At 54.4% G+C, this 16,313-nt stretch carries 14 protein-coding genes; 7 read left to right on the top strand and 7 right to left on the bottom strand.

What is annotated here, in order from left to right; translation table 11 throughout:
• Window positions 1–2 precede the first annotated feature (2 nt).
• From CWE12_RS13465 to panP, 4 genes are read left to right on the top strand one after another with little or no spacing between them, the layout of a single operon-like run.
• The gene (locus tag CWE12_RS13465) at window positions 3–938 is read left to right on the top strand and encodes an ABC transporter ATP-binding protein (protein ID WP_126790236.1); all 936 of its coding nucleotides are present in this window, start codon (window positions 3–5) and stop codon (window positions 936–938) included.
• Window positions 935–1,708, top strand: coding sequence for an ABC transporter permease (locus tag CWE12_RS13460; RefSeq protein ID WP_126790235.1), 774 nt, complete (start codon window positions 935–937; stop codon window positions 1,706–1,708). The genes CWE12_RS13465 and CWE12_RS13460 overlap by 4 nt, the downstream gene beginning before the upstream one ends.
• The gene (gene trmB / locus CWE12_RS13455; RefSeq protein ID WP_126790234.1) at window positions 1,705–2,370 is read left to right on the top strand and encodes a tRNA (guanine(46)-N(7))-methyltransferase TrmB; all 666 of its coding nucleotides are present in this window, start codon (window positions 1,705–1,707) and stop codon (window positions 2,368–2,370) included. The genes CWE12_RS13460 and trmB overlap by 4 nt, the downstream gene beginning before the upstream one ends.
• Before the next feature lie 47 nt (window positions 2,371–2,417).
• Window positions 2,418–4,067, top strand: coding sequence for a pyridoxal-dependent aspartate 1-decarboxylase PanP (gene panP / locus CWE12_RS13450; protein WP_241984214.1), 1,650 nt, complete (start codon window positions 2,418–2,420; stop codon window positions 4,065–4,067).
• 36 nt (window positions 4,068–4,103) lie between these two features.
• Here the strand turns inward: panP and panC are convergent, their stop codons facing one another.
• The 7 genes from panC to sfsA all read right to left on the bottom strand — a co-directional run bounded on the left by panC (window position 4,104) and on the right by sfsA (window position 10,007).
• A complete protein-coding gene (gene panC / locus CWE12_RS13445; protein WP_126790232.1) occupies window positions 4,104–4,976 on the bottom strand; it encodes a pantoate--beta-alanine ligase in 873 nt (290 codons plus the stop codon).
• Between the two features lie 11 nt (window positions 4,977–4,987).
• The gene (panB, locus tag CWE12_RS13440) at window positions 4,988–5,782 is read right to left on the bottom strand and encodes a 3-methyl-2-oxobutanoate hydroxymethyltransferase (RefSeq protein WP_126790231.1); all 795 of its coding nucleotides are present in this window, start codon (window positions 5,780–5,782) and stop codon (window positions 4,988–4,990) included.
• Window positions 5,783–5,810: 28 nt separating this feature from the next.
• Window positions 5,811–6,311: a 2-amino-4-hydroxy-6-hydroxymethyldihydropteridine diphosphokinase gene (folK, locus tag CWE12_RS13435; protein WP_126790230.1), complete on the bottom strand. Its 501-nt coding sequence runs from the start codon at window positions 6,309–6,311 to the stop codon at window positions 5,811–5,813.
• A 2-nt stretch (window positions 6,312–6,313) separates the two neighbouring features.
• Window positions 6,314–7,636 carry a polynucleotide adenylyltransferase PcnB gene (gene pcnB / locus CWE12_RS13430; protein WP_126790253.1) on the bottom strand — a complete coding sequence of 441 codons (1,323 nt, stop codon included), beginning with the start codon at window positions 7,634–7,636 and terminating at the stop codon, window positions 6,314–6,316.
• Window positions 7,637–7,796: 160 nt separating this feature from the next.
• On the bottom strand, window positions 7,797–8,690 hold the full coding sequence (gene gluQRS / locus CWE12_RS13425; protein WP_126790229.1) for a tRNA glutamyl-Q(34) synthetase GluQRS: 894 nt from the start codon (window positions 8,688–8,690) through the stop codon (window positions 7,797–7,799).
• A 40-nt stretch (window positions 8,691–8,730) separates the two neighbouring features.
• Window positions 8,731–9,183 carry an RNA polymerase-binding protein DksA gene (gene dksA, locus CWE12_RS13420; protein WP_126790228.1) on the bottom strand — a complete coding sequence of 151 codons (453 nt, stop codon included), beginning with the start codon at window positions 9,181–9,183 and terminating at the stop codon, window positions 8,731–8,733.
• A gap of 95 nt (window positions 9,184–9,278) precedes the next feature.
• Window positions 9,279–10,007, bottom strand: a complete 729-nt coding sequence (gene sfsA, locus CWE12_RS13415; RefSeq protein ID WP_126790227.1) for a DNA/RNA nuclease SfsA — start codon at window positions 10,005–10,007, stop codon at window positions 9,279–9,281.
• A 99-nt stretch (window positions 10,008–10,106) separates the two neighbouring features.
• On the opposite strand from sfsA, the gene pepB reads away from it, so the two are divergent.
• The 3 genes from pepB (at window position 10,107) to mrcB (ending at window position 16,262) form a co-directional block, all read left to right on the top strand.
• On the top strand, window positions 10,107–11,405 hold the full coding sequence (gene pepB / locus CWE12_RS13410; protein WP_126790226.1) for an aminopeptidase PepB: 1,299 nt from the start codon (window positions 10,107–10,109) through the stop codon (window positions 11,403–11,405).
• An 83-nt stretch (window positions 11,406–11,488) separates the two neighbouring features.
• Window positions 11,489–13,963 carry an ATP-dependent helicase HrpB gene (gene hrpB / locus CWE12_RS13405; protein ID WP_126790225.1) on the top strand — a complete coding sequence of 825 codons (2,475 nt, stop codon included), beginning with the start codon at window positions 11,489–11,491 and terminating at the stop codon, window positions 13,961–13,963.
• Between the two features lie 37 nt (window positions 13,964–14,000).
• The gene (mrcB, locus tag CWE12_RS13400) at window positions 14,001–16,262 is read left to right on the top strand and encodes a penicillin-binding protein 1B (RefSeq protein ID WP_126790224.1); all 2,262 of its coding nucleotides are present in this window, start codon (window positions 14,001–14,003) and stop codon (window positions 16,260–16,262) included.
• The last annotated feature ends 51 nt before the right edge of the window (window positions 16,263–16,313 follow it).

Below are 16,313 nucleotides of genomic sequence, written 5' to 3'. Positions count from 1 at the left end.
GAATGACCAAAGCACTTGAAATCAGTGGCTTGAAAAAGACCTACCGCGGTGGGTTACAAGCGCTCAAGGGCCTCGATCTAACCGTCAATGAAGGCGATTTTTATGCCTTACTGGGACCAAATGGCGCCGGCAAGTCGACCACCATTGGTGTGGTCTCCTCGCTGGTTAATAAAACCGAAGGGTCAGTGAAAGTCTTTGGTTATGATCTTGATAGCCAGCTTGCCGACGTAAAACGCTGTATTGGCCTGGTACCGCAGGAATTTAATTTTAATCAGTTCGAGACGGTGCTGCAGATTGTGGTTAACCAGGCAGGCTACTACGGTGTGTCCCGCACCCTGGCTAAAGAGCGCGCTGAAAAATACCTGACTCAGTTAGGGCTATGGGAAAAGCGTAATGATCCGGCGCGGACGTTATCCGGCGGCATGAAGCGTCGTCTGATGATTGCCCGGGCTCTGCTGCATGAACCGAAACTGTTGATTCTGGACGAGCCTACAGCAGGGGTTGATATTGAACTGCGCCGCTCGATGTGGGACTACCTGACGCAGATTAATGGCCAGGGTATTACCATTATTCTCACCACCCATTACCTCGAAGAGGCGGAAACACTGTGCCGTAACATCGGCATCATCGATAAAGGGCGCATTATCGAGAATACCAGTATGAAAGCCCTGTTGAGCAAACTGAATATCGAAACCTTTGTCCTTGATCTCGACCCCTATGACGGGCATCCAACGCTGGACGGCTTTACCATGCGCGAACTAGATAACCATACGCTGGAGGTTGATGTGCCAAAAGAGCGCGGGCTGAATAGAGTATTCGAACAGTTATCGGCGCAAGGATTGAAAGTCCTGTCGATGCGCAATAAGGCCAACCGGCTGGAAGAGTTATTCGTCGATTTAGTTGAACAGGGCCGCAATCAGAAGGAGTCGGTAGAATGAGCAACCCAATGAATCTGACTGCGTTACGCACTATCTGGATTAAAGAATGCACCCGTTTCCTGCGTATTTGGGTGCAGACCCTGGTGCCGCCCGCGATTACTATGACCCTCTATTTCATCATCTTCGGTAACCTGATTGGTCAACGCATCGGTGAAATGGATGGCGTCAGTTACATGGAGTTTATTGTGCCCGGGCTGATCATGATGTCGGTGATCACCAATGCCTACTCCAACGTCGCATCCTCGTTCTTCAGTGCTAAGTTTCAGCGCAATATTGAAGAGATGCTGGTCGCACCGGTGTCAACGCTGACCATTATCCTTGGTTATGTCGGCGGCGGGGTGGCCCGGTCGCTTATCGTCGCTGTGGTGGTGACTATTGTCGCCAGTTTCTTTGTGCCGTTAAATATTCAGCATTTCTGGCTGATCGTCGTCACGGTGGTGCTGACCGCGACGTTATTCGCCTTAGCCGGTTTGATAAATGCGGTGTTTGCTAAAACCTTTGATGATATTTCGATTATCCCGACTTTCGTATTGACCCCTTTGACATATCTCGGTGGTGTCTTTTATTCGATTAGCCTGTTGCCAGAGTTCTGGCAGGTGGTATCTAAGGCAAACCCGATCATTTATATGGTCAATGCGTTTCGTTATGGTTTCATCGGCGTCTCTGACATCAACGCTTACGTCGCGCTGGGTGTACTGGTGTTGTTCAACATCGCCTTTGGTGCACTAGCCTGGCTCCTGCTGAACCGCGGTATTGGTATCCGTAGCTGATGGAGTACCAGTCACGCGGTATTGATACCAATCAGACGGGTATTCATGAGGATCTGGATAAGACCGTCCGCAAATACCTCAGCACTGAGTTTCAGAAGCCGGTTGCTGAGCATAGCAAAGCCACTTTTGAGCAGGTACAGACAGTGGTAGACCGCTGGCAGGGGCCTTTGATCCTTGACTCCTGCTGCGGTGTTGGCGAGAGCACGCTGGCTCTGAGTCAGCGTCATCCGGAGGCGCTCGTGGTTGGTATTGACAAGTCGGCCCACCGGCTGGGGAAAAACACTGCTTACGGCGACAGCAATGAGCGTTGCCTGTTAGTGCGTGCGGATCTGAATGACTTCTGGCGCCAGGCAGTCGATGCTAAGTGGCAGTTGAGTCGTCACTATATTCTGTATCCGAACCCCTGGCCGAAGCAAAAACACCTGCAGCGTCGCTGGCACGGCGGGCCGTTATTCCCGTCAATTATCGCCCTTGGCGGGCAACTTGAGCTGCGCAGCAACTGGCGCCTGTATCTTGAAGAATTCGCCCGCGCGCTGGAGATCTCCGGCCATGCCAGCAGTGTCACTGAACTGGCCGCGGATTCGGTTCCCATTACGCCTTTTGAACGCAAATATCAGGCGACTCAGCAAGCACTCTGGCAGTTACAAAGCAAGTTGTGCTAAAGTCTGCGCCCACAATATTGTGCTAGGAAAGTGCAAGGAGAATGCATTTGAGCAAGCAGCCCACGGCTGACGTCAGTCTCGACGCCTTGTATCGGATTTTTACAATCCCTGAGGCACCGGAATCGACACTCGGTAAAATTGAACGTCACCTGTCAGAAAATCTGGCGGGCTTTTTGAGTGCGCACATTGTTGCCAAAGAAAAGCCGTTGCACGAGATTGAAGAGGACTTCGCCGATAGCGCAATTCCGGAGCAACCGAGCTTTGTCTCAGACCACACTGACGAACTGCTGAATAAGCTGGTCGCGCATTCGGTGCACACTGCGTCACCACGCTTTATTGGTCATATGACCTCGGCATTACCCTATTTCCTGTTGCCTTTGGCCAAGCTGATGGTCGGTTTAAACCAGAATCTGGTGAAAATCGAAACCTCAAAAGCATTTACGCCGCTGGAGCGTCAGGTGTTAGGGATGATGCACCACCTGGTCTATGGTCAGGAAGGCGAGTTTTATCAGCACTGGATGCATAGTGCTGAGCATTCCTTAGGTGCTTTCTGTTCCGGTGGTACGGTGGCTAATATCACTGCGCTCTGGGTCGCACGGAATAAATTATTTGCCGCCACAGATGGTTTCGCCGGCGTTGCCAGCGAAGGGCTTGCCGCGGGCTTAGCACATTACGGCTATAAGCGTGCTTGTGTGCTGGTCTCAGAACGCGGCCATTATTCACTGGCAAAAGCAGCCGATGTGCTGGGTATTGGACGTTCTAATCTGGTCGCTGTGGCCACTGACCATAACAACCGTATTCGGGTCGATGCGTTGCGTGAACAGTGCGCCAAAGTGGCCGCTGAGGGCGGTCGCGTGATGGCCATTGTCGGCATCGCGGGTACCACTGAAACCGGCCATATTGACCCCCTGGCAGACATTGCTGAGGTTGCCGCCGAAGTGGACGCCCACTTTCATGTCGATGCGGCCTGGGGTGGTGCGACCTTATTGTCGGACACTCATCGCCACCTGCTGCAGGGCATCGAGCAAGCGGACAGTGTTACTATTGATGCGCACAAACAGATGTATGTCCCGATGGGCGCCGGTATGGTGCTGTTTAAAGATCCGTCTCTGGTGCACGCCATTGAACATCATGCGGAATACGTGATTCGCCGTGGCTCAAAAGATTTAGGTAGTCATACCATGGAAGGCTCGCGGCCGGGTATGGCGATGCTGGTATATTCAGCACTGCATGTGATGGGGCGTAAGGGCTATCAGCTATTAATCGACCAGAGTATCGATAAAGCGAACAACTTCGCCGGTCTGATTAGCCAGCAGGACGACTTTGAAGTCATTACCGAACCGCAGTTGTGCCTGCTTACCTATCGCTACGTGCCAGCGCCGATCAAAGCGGCGTTAGTGAACGCTGACGAAGCGCAGAAACGTCGTATTACGCCGCTACTGAATCAGTTAACCAAACACATTCAGAAAAGTCAGCGTGAAAGCGGTAACAGTTTTGTCTCGCGAACCAAGTTAACGCCGATGCAGTACGCCAAGGAGCCGACCACTGTGTTTCGAACTGTACTGGCAAACCCGTTAACGACCATGGATATGCTGGCTGAGATCCTGCAGGAGCAGCGTGAAATCGCGAACAGCGCCATCCACACGCAGCGCGCCCTGTTTGCTGAAGCACGAGCCTGTGGATTACTGAACGACTAACCTGGCTGGCATGGCCGGGCAGGTGTGCTGTCCGGGCTACGCGCGATCGACTTCAAGATTATCGATCAGGCGCGTAGTACCGAGCGAGGCTGCGGCCAGGATCACCAGGCTGTCTGCGGCGTCCTCTGCCTGGGCCGGGGTCAGATCAGCCTGACGGCGAATACTGAAGTATTCCGGCTCCAGGCCAGCCGCAGCTATCCGGCCTAGCGCCTCCTGCTCTACCTGGGTAATTCCCGCACCGTTCTGCAACTGCCCGGCGGCCGACTGAAGCTGCTGGTAAATAACGGCCGCAGCTTGCTTTTGCTGGTCACTTAAATAGCCATTACGCGAGCTTTTCGCCAGCCCAGACGCTTCACGTTCAGTGTCGACGCCAATCACGTCGACCGCCAGCGATAAGTCCTCAACCATGGTCCGGATGACGCGTAGTTGCTGATAGTCTTTTTTACCAAACACCGCGATGTCCGGCTGCACCATATTAAAAAGCTTGCAGACGATAGTGGCTACACCACGAAAATGGCCGGGTCTTTTTTTACCACACAGCATATCTGAAAGCTGGGGCACTTCGACATAGGTTTGAGCGTTCAGGCCGCGCGGATAAATAGTCCCGGTCGATGGGGTAAAAACCGCATCCACGCCCAGTTCGGCAAGTGCCTGCAAGTCAGCCGCCAGGGTTCTGGGATAACTATCCAGATCTTCATTGGCGCCAAACTGCATTGGGTTCACGTAAATGCTCACAATCACTGCATCCGCGTGCTGCTGGGCTTCCCGCACCAGCTTGAGATGGCCGCTGTGGAGGTTGCCCATGGTCGGAACCAGGGCAACTTTGTGCTGTTGTTGCCGCCGTTGCTGACGCCAGTCGCGTAATTCAGGCAGGGCAGTGATTTGAAGGATCGGGGCAGGCTCAGGCATAGAAAATTCGCTTAGTCGAAACTGTGTTCAGGCCCGGGAAAGGCGCCAGTGGATACATCGTCAATAAAGGTCTGTACAGCACCTTCAATACTGCCGCTGTCGGCGAGAAAGTTCTTTACAAATTTCGGCAGGTAGTCGCTGTTGAGACCAAGCATGTCGTGCATAACCAGGATTTGGCCATCGGTATTTTTGCCCGCACCAATGCCAATCACTGGCATCTCAACCGCCTGCGCTACGCGTTCGCCAAGTGCGGTCGGAATGCATTCTACCACCAATAACTGCGCGCCCGCGTGCTCTAAGCCCTTGGCGTGGCTAATCAGTGTGTTTGCCTGCTCCTCATCGCGGCCCTGAACTTTGTAACCGCCTAGAACATTTACTGACTGGGGCAACAGGCCAAGATGTGCGCAGACAGGTACACCACGGGTGGTCAGGGCGTTAACCGTATCGAACAACCATTCACCGCCCTCCAGTTTGACCATGTTGGCGCCAGCCTGCATCAGCACTGCTGCATGCTCACAGGCTTGCTCCGGGCTGCTATAGGTCATGAACGGCATATCGGCAATGATAAAAGATTCAGGCGCACCACGGCGGACACAGCGCGTGTGATAGGCAATATCATCGTTGGTGACGGGCACCGTACTGTCGTGACCTTGCAACACATTGCCCAGGGAGTCGCCAACCAGCATGACATCGACGCCTAGTTTGGCAAAAAGGCGGGCAAAGGTCGCATCATAGGCGGTCAGTGCGGTGATTTTCTGCTGGTTGAGTTTTTTCTTACGCAGTTGTGCAATAGATATGTTGGCCATGGGCTTACCTGTTTATCCGAAACGGAGATCAGCTTTGCATTGTAACGGGTGGCGCAATTTTATCTAGTCCATTGAGCGGGATTTGCTGAGCCAAGGCGGCAACCTGTTTGCCATTTGGCAACACCAACTGAGGGGCGATTTCAGCCAGCGGCACCAGCACAAATTCACGCGACTCAAGACCTGGATGGGGGATACTCAGATCCGGTGCTGTGATACATAGCGTGTCATAGAGCAGGATATCAATATCCAGCGTACGCGGGCCCCAGTGCTGACCACGGACGCGGCCTGCCGCGTTTTCGATGGACTGGGTGGCACTCAGTAATTGAGTCGGGGTGAGAGTCGTTTCCACGGCTACCACGGCATTGACGTAGTCGGGTTGGTCCTGTGGGCCCATCGGCTTACTGGCGTACAGAGACGAACAGACAATACCGTTCATCTCGCTGTGCCGGGTCAGCTGTTGCAGTGCAAAGTGCAGCTGTGCCTGAGGATCATTGAGATTGGCCCCCAGGCCCAGGTAGGCCAGCGCCATGCTTAACTATCCTGAGGTTTGTCTGCAGGCTTACGGCGGCGCGGACGACGGCGGCGCTTAGGCGCGTCTTCGGCATTCCTTGCACCAGGCCCACGAGCCTGCCGTGTCGGTGCGCCACCGACCTCTTTACCTTTCTGAAACTCAGTCCAGAACTGACCCAGCGAGGCAAGTTCCGCGTCCCCTTCGATATGGCTACGCAGTAACAGGAAGTCGTACCCCGCGCGGAATTTGGGGTGGGTAAGCAGCCGCTCGGCTTTGCGAGGCTGCGTTTGTTGCAATCGATGTTGCAACGCCCAGATGTCGCGAGCGGGCAAACTAAAACGTTTCGGGATGGCAATACTGCGCGACTGCTTCGCAACGACGTCCGCTGCGGCGATTTGTAAGGCGTCGTATTCTGCCAGACCACCTTCCTGAGCAAGCTGTTCCGCATGGGCATTGACCGGGTACCACAAAAGCGCAGCAAAGAGGTACGCCGGGGTGACCCCTTTGCCTCCGTTGATGCGCGTATCGGTGTCCTTGAACAGCTGATGGACCATACGGTACTCGAAGCTGTCCGCATTTTTCAGCGCGCTTTTTAGTTGCGGGACGAAGTATCCGAACAAACCGTATTCATACAGACCGAGGAAGTTCGCTTCCGCTTTTCCATGCAGAAATAGTTTAAGAAATTCTTCAAACAAACGAGCCGGCGGAATGTTGTCGAGCAAGTGAGCCAGTTTGGCAATAGGCACGCGGCTGCTGTCTTCGATACGAAGGCCAAGCTTAGTCGCGAAGCGAATTGCCCGGAGCATGCGCACCGGGTCTTCACGATAGCGGGTCTCAGGATCACCGATCAGCCGTAACACGCCTGCTTCCAGGTCTTTTACCCCGTTGGCGAAATCGTAAATTGCAAAATCGGCGATGGAGTAATACATGGCATTGACGGTGAAATCACGGCGCTGGGCATCTTCTTCAATGCTTCCGTAGACGTTATCACGCAGCAACAAACCTTCTTTACTTTGTTTACTATGCCCTTTGGGATTGCCTGCATCTTCGTCCGGGTGATGGCCACGGAAAGTAGCAACTTCGATGACATCGCGGCCAAAGACGACATGGGCGAGGCGGAAGCGACGACCGATCAGGCGGCAGTTGCTGAACAGGGATTTGATCTGCTCCGGACTGGCGTTGGTGGCGACGTCGAAATCTTTAGGCTCAAGGCCCAGTAATAAGTCGCGCACACAGCCACCTACCAGGTAGGCATCAAAACCACCCTTGTGCAGTCGATACAGCACTTTCAGCGCGTTCTCTGAGACCTGAGCGCGGGAAATATTGTGCTTATCACGAGGAATCACAATGGGTTGGCTTAATGTTGAACGGCCTGGAGCCGATGCTTGGGAAGGCAGTACCTGACGAGCAAACTGCACGATTCGCTTAATAATGGCTGAACTCCGGATCATACTAAGTTAGGAAATTGGCGCCGATGATATACCAAGTTGACAAAAATGAGAATCAAACGGTGAAATTTTCAACATGGGACGGCCATTTCGCTTGCGCCCAGTCCAGTTGTAATTCGACAGCTGCGCCCGCTAAATCGGTTGGTAAGTGCATACCCAGAAAGCCAATGGCACGGGTCAGGTTGGCTGCGGCCTGGTTATTGTCAATGGCTGGCGCGTAATTCTGTTTACTAAGTTTACGCCCGTCCGGACCTAGCACCAATGGCAGGTGAGCAAGCCGTGGCAGCCTTACTGTACGTTGCTGAACCTGGTTTAACGCTTGCCACAGGGTCAGCTGCCAGGCGGTCGGGGTGAGCAGGTCGCTTCCCCGCACGATGTCGGTGATCCCTTGTTCGCGGTCGTCACTGACCACGGCTAGCTGATAGGCCCAGAGTCCATCGCGCCGGCGCAGGATGAAGTCTTCTCCTGCCCAGTCCGCTTGCACCGTGACGGAACCATGAAAACGGTCGTGCAAGGTGGTAACCGGATTTTGGTTGAAAAAGCGCAACGCGTTCTGCTCGAAGGCTAAGCCGCGACTACGGCAAAAGCCAGTGTAGTAGGGCGCGCGGGCTTTAATTTGTTTGCGGGTGCAGTCACAGGCGTAGAGCAGACCTGCACGATGCAAGTCATCCAGATGGCGTTGGTAGAGGTCATGTTGCTGGCTTTGGTAGCGAACGGGACCGTCCCAGTGCAGGCCGTGAGCCTCCAGCTGGGAGAGGATCACAGCATCCGCTCCGGGCACTTCCCGCGGCGGGTCTATGTCTTCGATTCGAACCAGCCACTGTCCGTCAGCGGCGCGAGCGTCCAGGTAACTGCCCAGAGCAGCAATTAAAGAGCCCGCATGAAGCGGGCCCGAAGGCGAGGGCGCAAAACGACCCCGATAGTTGGTATCACTGTTTGAAGAGACCATAGTGGCAGTCTCCACGCTGCTCGCTTTAGAAAAACGTGGCTTATGCGCCTCTCATTTGCTTCTCGCGAATTTCGGCCAGGCTTTTGCAGTCAATACAAAGGTCGGCAGTCGGTCGAGCTTCCAAACGCTGAATACCGATTTCGATGCCGCATGAATCACAATAGCCGAAATCGTCACGCTCAATGGCTTCCAGTGTCTTTTCAATTTTCTTAATCAATTTGCGCTCGCGGTCGCGGGTACGCAACTCGATTGCAAACTCTTCTTCCTGCGCTGCACGATCGACAGGGTCCGCGTGGTTATTCGCTTCTTCCTTCAGATGACCAACGGTGCGGTCGACTTCTTCCCGTAACTGATTACGCCATGTTTCCAGAATCTTACGGAAATGGTTGCGTTGCGCCTCATTCATGTACTCTTCACCAGTTTCTTCCTGGTAAGGCTGTAAGCCCGCTTGCGCAATAATACCGTGCGCTTTTCGTTCCTTTGTGGCGGCCATAGTGTTCTCCTCTGTGAGGCAATGCATCTGTGCTAAAAAAAGTCGGACATGTATACCAGAATACCAAATCGGGTGCAATTGAAAGCACCACTCCCTTATATAGGTCCGATTTGTGGCAATTCAACTGTCATGGGTTCACCAGGTTCGATTCCTTGCGCACTGATTTGACAACTAAGTGCATACAGTTCAACGCCATGTTGTTGGGCTTGAATACAGAGTTGTGCATAAAGAGGATCAATATGTGCTGCCGGCTTTACTTTGTTAATGCCACTGTGGCCAACCACAAAAAGCAGGGCGGCACGATACCCGGCTGCAACCATGGCTTGTAATTCGCGCAGGTGTTTTTGTCCGCGGGTGGTCACCGCATCCGGAAAATACCCGCATCCGTGCTCGTTCAGGGTGACGCTCTTTACTTCGATAAAGCACTCCGCTTTGCCGCCTTGGTGCTGCTCGAGAAATAAATCAACACGACTACGCTCTTCCCCATAGCGAACTTCACGGCGCAAACTCTGATAGCCGGTTAATTTAGGAAGACAGTTCTGTTGAATCGCTTGCTCAGCGATCTGGTTTGCACGTTGCGTATTAATAACGATGAAGTCGTGGTCTGGGGTCCGGCTTAGTTCCCAGGTGTTGGGGTACTTTCGTTTGGCATTATCCGATGTGCTGTACCAGACTTCATAACCAGGTTCAGCACAGCCCGTCATTGCACCGGTATTGGGGCAGTGGATGGTCAGCCGTTGACCGTCTTCAGTTATCACATCGGCAAGAAACCGTTTATAACGGCGCTCAAGCGTTGCGCGTTGCAGGGCGGGTTGAAATTGCATTATCGGTCACTTTGTAGTGTAGTGTTGAGTTATTTCGTTGCCTCATGCCAGTTTCGGATCGACGATGAGGCCAAAGCAACATACTTGGAGAACAAAATTATGTCTAGCGCAGTACAAGTACGTTTAACCACAGAGGGTTTGCCTGCCGCGTATAAAGGGCAGGGTGGCAGCTTTTTTAATGAACAGGGTTTTGCGATTGTCGCCGAGCAGGACGAAGGCCAGATGCTGCGTAGTATTCAGCAGGCTGGGCGCAAATTAGATCAGGCCGGCGTAGGCACCATTGAAGCGACCGGGCAAGGCTGGACGCTGGAGCGTCAGTGGGCGCTGGCTCAAGGGTTTGTCGACCCGAAAAAGCGCAATGAAATTCGCTGGTCGACGGATGACGTGGGCGTCGCCGAGCAACTTCAGGCGATGTATGACACGGTGGCCTGGGCCCGCGAACTGGTCAATTTACCGCCGCAGGATATTTACCCTGAATCACTGTGTACCCGGGTTATTGATAAATTGAAAAGCATCGGTGGCGACGCGGTCAGCTATCGCTTGCTGCGCGAAGAAGAATTGCTGGCCGATGGCTGGATGGGAATTCACACGGTTGGCCGTGCCAGCATGCACAGACCGACCATGCTTCAGCTTGATTTCAACCCAACGGGTGATGCCGATGCTGAAGTGGATACTGCTTTGATTGGTAAAGGTATTACCTTTGATAGCGGCGGTTATAGCATCAAGCCAAGCGAAGGTATGATCGCGATGAAATGCGACATGGGTGGAGCGGCGACGGTTGCTGGCGCACTGGCACTGGCGATTCAACGAGGCCTGAAAAAGCGGGTTACATTGATTTTGTGCTGTGCAGAAAACCTGATTGACGGTACCGCGTATAAGCTAGGCGATATTATCACCTATAAAAATGGCCAAACCGTCGAAATTTTCAATACCGATGCCGAAGGGCGACTGGTGTTAGCGGACGGCCTGCTGGCAGCGGGTGAGATGGGCGCGAAACGCATTATTGATGCGGCGACCTTGACCGGGGCGGCGCAGGTCGCGGTCGGTCAGGAATACAATGCCTTGTTTGCCGTAGATGACGCCTATGCCAATCGGGCACTGCAGGCGGCCAGCGCGGAGAACGAACTGCTTTGGCGCTTACCATTAGCGCCGTGGCATAAAGACCAGTGCCCGTCGAACTTTGCCGATACTGCGAACAGCCGTCCGGTCAAGGGCGGTGGTGCAGGTGGCGCCAGTAATGCAGCCGGTTTCCTGCTGCGTTTTGCGCCGAACGACGGAGCCAACTGGTTGCACTTTGATTTAGCAGCGGCGTACCGCAAAGAAGGCGAAAAACTGTTCAACGCCGGCGCCACTGGTCTGGGCATACGTACCATTGCCCGCACCCTGCTGGATGACTGAATAGCTCAGTAACTTACAAAATATTTAAGCAAACGCCACGCTGGAACCATCCTCCGTGGCGTTTTTTATGGCAAAATAGCGCTATGCAACAAGCCCCGTTACCTGTGTTATCAATTCTTCCCCAACTGAGCACTCTGTTGAGTGAACAGGCCGTTGTGCTGCAGGCTCCACCGGGTGCCGGTAAGTCGACCGCACTGCCGTTGCATCTGTTGCAGCACCACCCGCAACAGCGCTGGTTACTGGTGCAGCCAAGACGAATAGCAGCGCTTAGTATTGCGACCTATCTTGCCGCTCAGTTGGGTGAGCCAGTAGGGCAACAAATCGGTTACCAGATCCGGCAGCAGGGCAAGCACAGTAAAGCGACCCGGTTACTGGTGGTGACTGAAGGCATACTGACCCGCATGTTACAGCAGGACCCGACGCTTGACGCATACCACGGGGTTATCTTCGATGAGTTTCACGAACGCAACCTGCAAAGTGATCTGGGGCTGGCACTGCTTCTTGAAAGCCGGCAATTACGACCTGCCTTAAATTTGTTGGTGATGTCTGCGACCTTGCCCGCACAGGCATTGGCGGACTGGCTGGCTGAGCATGAAACCCCGGCCGCCGTGCTGCAAAGCGATGGTCGACAGTACGATATTTCGATCAGTTACCAGGCGCCGTCGCGGGAGCAGAACTACCTTGATAAAACAGCACAGGTCATTCGTCAGGTGGTTGCACAAGGTGCGCAGGGTACACTGGTCTTTGTGCCGGGGCAGGGTGAGATCCGTCATTTGCAGAACCTGCTCGGTGACCTCAATGGGGCCAGTGTGGTGCCATTGCACGGTGCGCTCAATGTGCAGCAGCAACAAGCGGCACTAGCAGCTGAGGGCCAGCCGAGGGTTATCTTGGCGACCAATATTGCCGAGACAAGTTTGACCATTGAGGGGATTGATACGGTCATCGATACTGGCCGCGAACGGCAGGCGGTGTATCGGCCCAAATACCAGGCTACTGAATTAGTGACCAAACGAATTGCCCGCGCCGCTGCAGTGCAACGCGCGGGACGTGCCGGGCGTACTGGCCCGGGGCAGTGTATTCGTATTTATCAGCCGAGTGACTTGCAAGCGATGGCCGAGTATCGGCCGGCCGATATAGAGCAACAGGATCTGAGCGATCTGGTATTGCAGATTGCGGTGTGGGGAAGCCAGGTCGACGACATGGCATGGTTTACCGCGCCGAACCAGGGACACCTGGACAGCGCTCGTCAACAGCTGCAACGGCAGGGATTATTATGCGGGCAACAAGCAACAGCTGAAGGCCATGCGGTGGCTGAATTCGCGACCGATACGGCCAATGCCAGTCTGTTGTTTAAGGTTCAGAACCAGGCGGATGCAACGCGCAGTACCGCCGTTCTTTTGGTAGCGAACCAGGAAGAGCAGGAGGCGAGCAGCCTTAATCTGGTTGATGCACTCGAAACCATTCTGCAAAAGCCAGCCAATTACCCGCGCACTCATCGTCGCTATGCTAAATGGTGCCGCAGTTTAAATACAAAGCCCATCCAGCATATTGATGCAGCGGTGTTAGCGGAGTGTGTGTTTGCGTATCAACCGCTCGGGCTGGCGCGACGTCGGCCGGACAGCGATCTGTTCCAGCTGGCCAGTGGCGCTGGAGTGGAATGGGCTGAACCACGTCAGGCGACCAGTTTTAAAGAGGTCGACTGGCTGTTGGTTACTGACGTCTCGTTTCACCAGGCACGCAATAATGGCGTTATCCGCCAATGCCTGCCGCTGACGCAAACTCAGCTCGACGGGTTTTTGCGCGGCGCTGGTGACAAAGCAACTGAAACAGCCACGGAACTGAGCTGGCGCGGTGAACGGGGCGGCTTGTATTTAGAGCAAGTCACCCGCTTTGGCGCATTGGAACTAGAGCGTAAAGCGCTCCGAGAGTCACCGTCTGCGCAACAATGGCTCAATGCGTTGCTGGATCAGGTAAGAAACCAGGGGCTCGAGTATCTGAACTGGAACGATGCCAGCCAGCAAACCTTGCGTCGGTTGCAGTTATTCGCCGGTTTGCAGGGCGACAGCAATGCATATAGCGGTGTGGAGTTGCTGGCAACCCTCGAGGTTTGGGCGGCGCCGTACTGGAATGCCATACGCAGTCGCCAGCAGTTGCAGGCCTGGGTGCCGGCGCAGGCCTTGTTAAACACACTCGACTACGCCGCCCAGCAACGTTTACAGACCCAGTTACCAACCGACTGGCAGGCGCCAAGTGGCCGCCGTCACCGGATTTCCTATCAAGCCGATGGCAGTGCCCTGGTCAGCCTCAAATTACAGGAGGTCTTCGGACTCTCCGAATCGCCTCAACTGGCGGATGGCAGCATTCCCCTTTGTTTTGATTTATTGTCGCCTGCGGCCCGCCCGTTAGCCAGAACCACGGATCTGACTGCCTTCTGGCAGGGAGCATACCAGCAAGTGCGCAAAGAAATGCGCGGGCGTTATCCAAAACATCCATGGCCAGAAAATCCAGCGGTTGCCACCGCTACTCACCTCACAAAAAAGGCTCTGCATGGCAGCTAAAGGTAATACGAAAAAGGCACCCAAATGGCAACTGTCAATGCGTACCGTAGCCTGGCTACTGGTTAAGCTGGCACTGGCGGGCTCGATTCTGTTGCTGTTTTATGCGGTGTATCTGGATGGCGTGGTCAGTGAACGCTTTGAGCAAAATCGCTACCAGGCGCCGGCGCTATTGTATAGCCGGGCGCTGAATCTTACCCCGGGTAGTCTGACCCGCCAACGCGTGGAAGCCGAGCTGCGTGCCCTGGAATACACCAGCTCGCCGGGAGCGCGTGACCAAGGTGAATACAACGCCCGCGACAACGCAATTTTACTCCATCGTCGCGCATTTGACTTTGCTGATGGCTTTGAACCTAGTCAGCGTTTGTTGCTGCAGTTCGAGGGTTCCCGGCTGACCGATGTGTTGGCCTGGCCGTCACAGCAGCCACTTGAACAAGCCCGTCTGGAGCCCCAGTTGATTGGTCGTTTTGCCGCTGACAGTGGTGAAGACAGATTGCTGGTTAGCCTCGAGGAAGTACCGCAGTTAATGCAGGACACCTTGCTCCTGGTTGAGGATCAGGACTTTTATTCCCACCTCGGCGTCAAACCCACCGCCATTATCCGTGCTGCCATGGCGAACCTGGCTGCAGGGCGGACGGTGCAGGGAGGCAGTACCCTGACCCAGCAACTGGTCAAAAACATGTACTTAAGCCGGGCTCAGAACCTCAGTCGAAAGTTCAAGGAAGCCTTGATGGCGTTGAGCCTGGACTACCGCTTTAGCAAAGACGAAATCCTCGAAGCCTACTTTAACGAGGTCTACTTTGGCCAGGATCGGGGGCATGCTATTCATGGTGTGGGGCTGGCTTCGCAGTACTTTTTCGGCAAAGCGGTTGAGGATTTGAGCGCTGCTGAAATTGCGTTGCTGGTCGGAATGGTCAAAGGACCAAGTCTGTATGACCCGCGACGCCAGCCCGAGAATGCAATAAAGCGACGCGAAGTCGTATTGCGACTGATGTACGAGAAACAGTTAATTTCCCAGGTCCACTATCTGGCTGCACTGGATGCTCCGCTCTTGCGTCGTGAAAGTTCGCGCCTGGTACTCGGCGACCGACCTGATTATGTCGACCTGGTGCAACGCGAGCTGCGTCAGCTGGTTCCCGGTCGCGAGTGGCAGCAAACCGGTTTGCGAGTGTTTACTCACCTCGACCCTTATTTGCAGGCACAGGCAGAGCAAGCACTTCAGCGTCGTGGCGGGCGGGTTGATGTCGCCGAGTTGGAAGGCGCTATTGTGGTCAGTGACCATCAGCAAGGCGTGATACGGGCATTGGCAGGGACTGCAGGTGACACCACTGGCGGTTTCAACCGTGCGCTTGACGCCAAGCGACCGATTGGCTCATTGATTAAACCTTTTACCTACACCCTGGCGTTGGAAGATCCCGCTTCTTATCGGCTCGAAACGCTGATCGATGACAGTCCGTTAACCTTGATAGATGAACGTGATCGGGAATGGACGCCACGCAACTTTGATGGCGAGTTCAAAGGGCCGGTGACACTGTATCAGAGTTATATAGAGTCACGTAATGTGCCGGCTATCCGTGTTGGCATGGATATAGGTGTCGGGCAAGTGCGAGAGCGGCTGTACAATGCAGGCTTTGCCACCGGCACTCACGCGTATCCGTCGCTGCTGTTAGGTGCGGTGGACATGTCCCCTGTCGAGGTTAGCCAGATCTACAGTGTGCTGGCGAATCGCGGTGAACAACAGCGATTAACCAGTATTGAAGCCGTTTCTACTCACTGGGGCCAACAGCTATACCGACAGCAACGACGTGCACAGCGGGTTTTTACCGAAACCAGCGCCTACCTGAATACCTTTGCGTTACAAGGGGTGGTGCAGGAAGGCACCGCCCGCGCGTTAACCACCATGGTCGGTGAAACAGGACTTGCAGGCAAAACGGGTTCGACCAATGAGCTGCGTGACAGCTGGTTTGTTTCCTTCGACGACCGTTTATTAACCACGGTCTGGTTAGGCCGGGATGACAATCAACCGATAGGCTTGACTGGCAGTAATGGTGCCTTGCTGGTCGCTGCTGATTTGTGGAACCAGACCGGTGTTGAGCCATTGCAGAGAACCCTGCCGGCGACACTTAGCACAGGTGCATTCGACCGTCTTAGCGGCCTGCCAGTGGGCCTGGAATGCGGCGGAGCGTTACGTCTGCCTAGTCATCAGTACCGTGAGCCGGCTAATGGGCGCTGCGCAGGTAATGAAGACGATGAAGAGGATGACGATGAACCGAACTGGCTGCAGCGCCTGTTCGGTGGCTAATTGACAGGTATTAAAAAAAGGGCCGCTTTATGCGGCCCTTGCTGTGTATGA

The organism is Aliidiomarina sedimenti (assembly GCF_003986955.1).
GTDB lineage: Bacteria > Pseudomonadota > Gammaproteobacteria > Enterobacterales > Alteromonadaceae > Aliidiomarina > Aliidiomarina sedimenti.
Note: the sequence above shows the minus strand (reverse complement) of the source record. Positions and strands in the feature narration are given on the sequence as shown.

What these genes read in the sequence shown, in the direction of transcription:
- panC (WP_126790232.1), bottom strand. Translation starts at nt 4,976, where the DNA reads ATGCCTGAGCCTGCCCCGATCCTTCAAATCACTGCCCTGCCTGAATTA.
- panB (WP_126790231.1), bottom strand. Translation starts at nt 5,782, where the DNA reads ATGGCCAACATATCTATTGCACAACTGCGTAAGAAAAAACTCAACCAG.
- hrpB (WP_126790225.1), top strand. Translation starts at nt 11,489, where the DNA reads ATGCAACAAGCCCCGTTACCTGTGTTATCAATTCTTCCCCAACTGAGC.
- gluQRS (WP_126790229.1), bottom strand. Translation starts at nt 8,690, where the DNA reads ATGGTCTCTTCAAACAGTGATACCAACTATCGGGGTCGTTTTGCGCCC.
- pepB (WP_126790226.1), top strand. Translation starts at nt 10,107, where the DNA reads ATGTCTAGCGCAGTACAAGTACGTTTAACCACAGAGGGTTTGCCTGCC.
- dksA (WP_126790228.1), bottom strand. Translation starts at nt 9,183, where the DNA reads ATGGCCGCCACAAAGGAACGAAAAGCGCACGGTATTATTGCGCAAGCG.
- folK (WP_126790230.1), bottom strand. Translation starts at nt 6,311, where the DNA reads ATGGCGCTGGCCTACCTGGGCCTGGGGGCCAATCTCAATGATCCTCAG.
- sfsA (WP_126790227.1), bottom strand. Translation starts at nt 10,007, where the DNA reads ATGCAATTTCAACCCGCCCTGCAACGCGCAACGCTTGAGCGCCGTTAT.
- CWE12_RS13460 (WP_126790235.1), top strand. Translation starts at nt 935, where the DNA reads ATGAGCAACCCAATGAATCTGACTGCGTTACGCACTATCTGGATTAAA.
- CWE12_RS13465 (WP_126790236.1), top strand. Translation starts at nt 3, where the DNA reads ATGACCAAAGCACTTGAAATCAGTGGCTTGAAAAAGACCTACCGCGGT.
- mrcB (WP_126790224.1), top strand. Translation starts at nt 14,001, where the DNA reads ATGCGTACCGTAGCCTGGCTACTGGTTAAGCTGGCACTGGCGGGCTCG.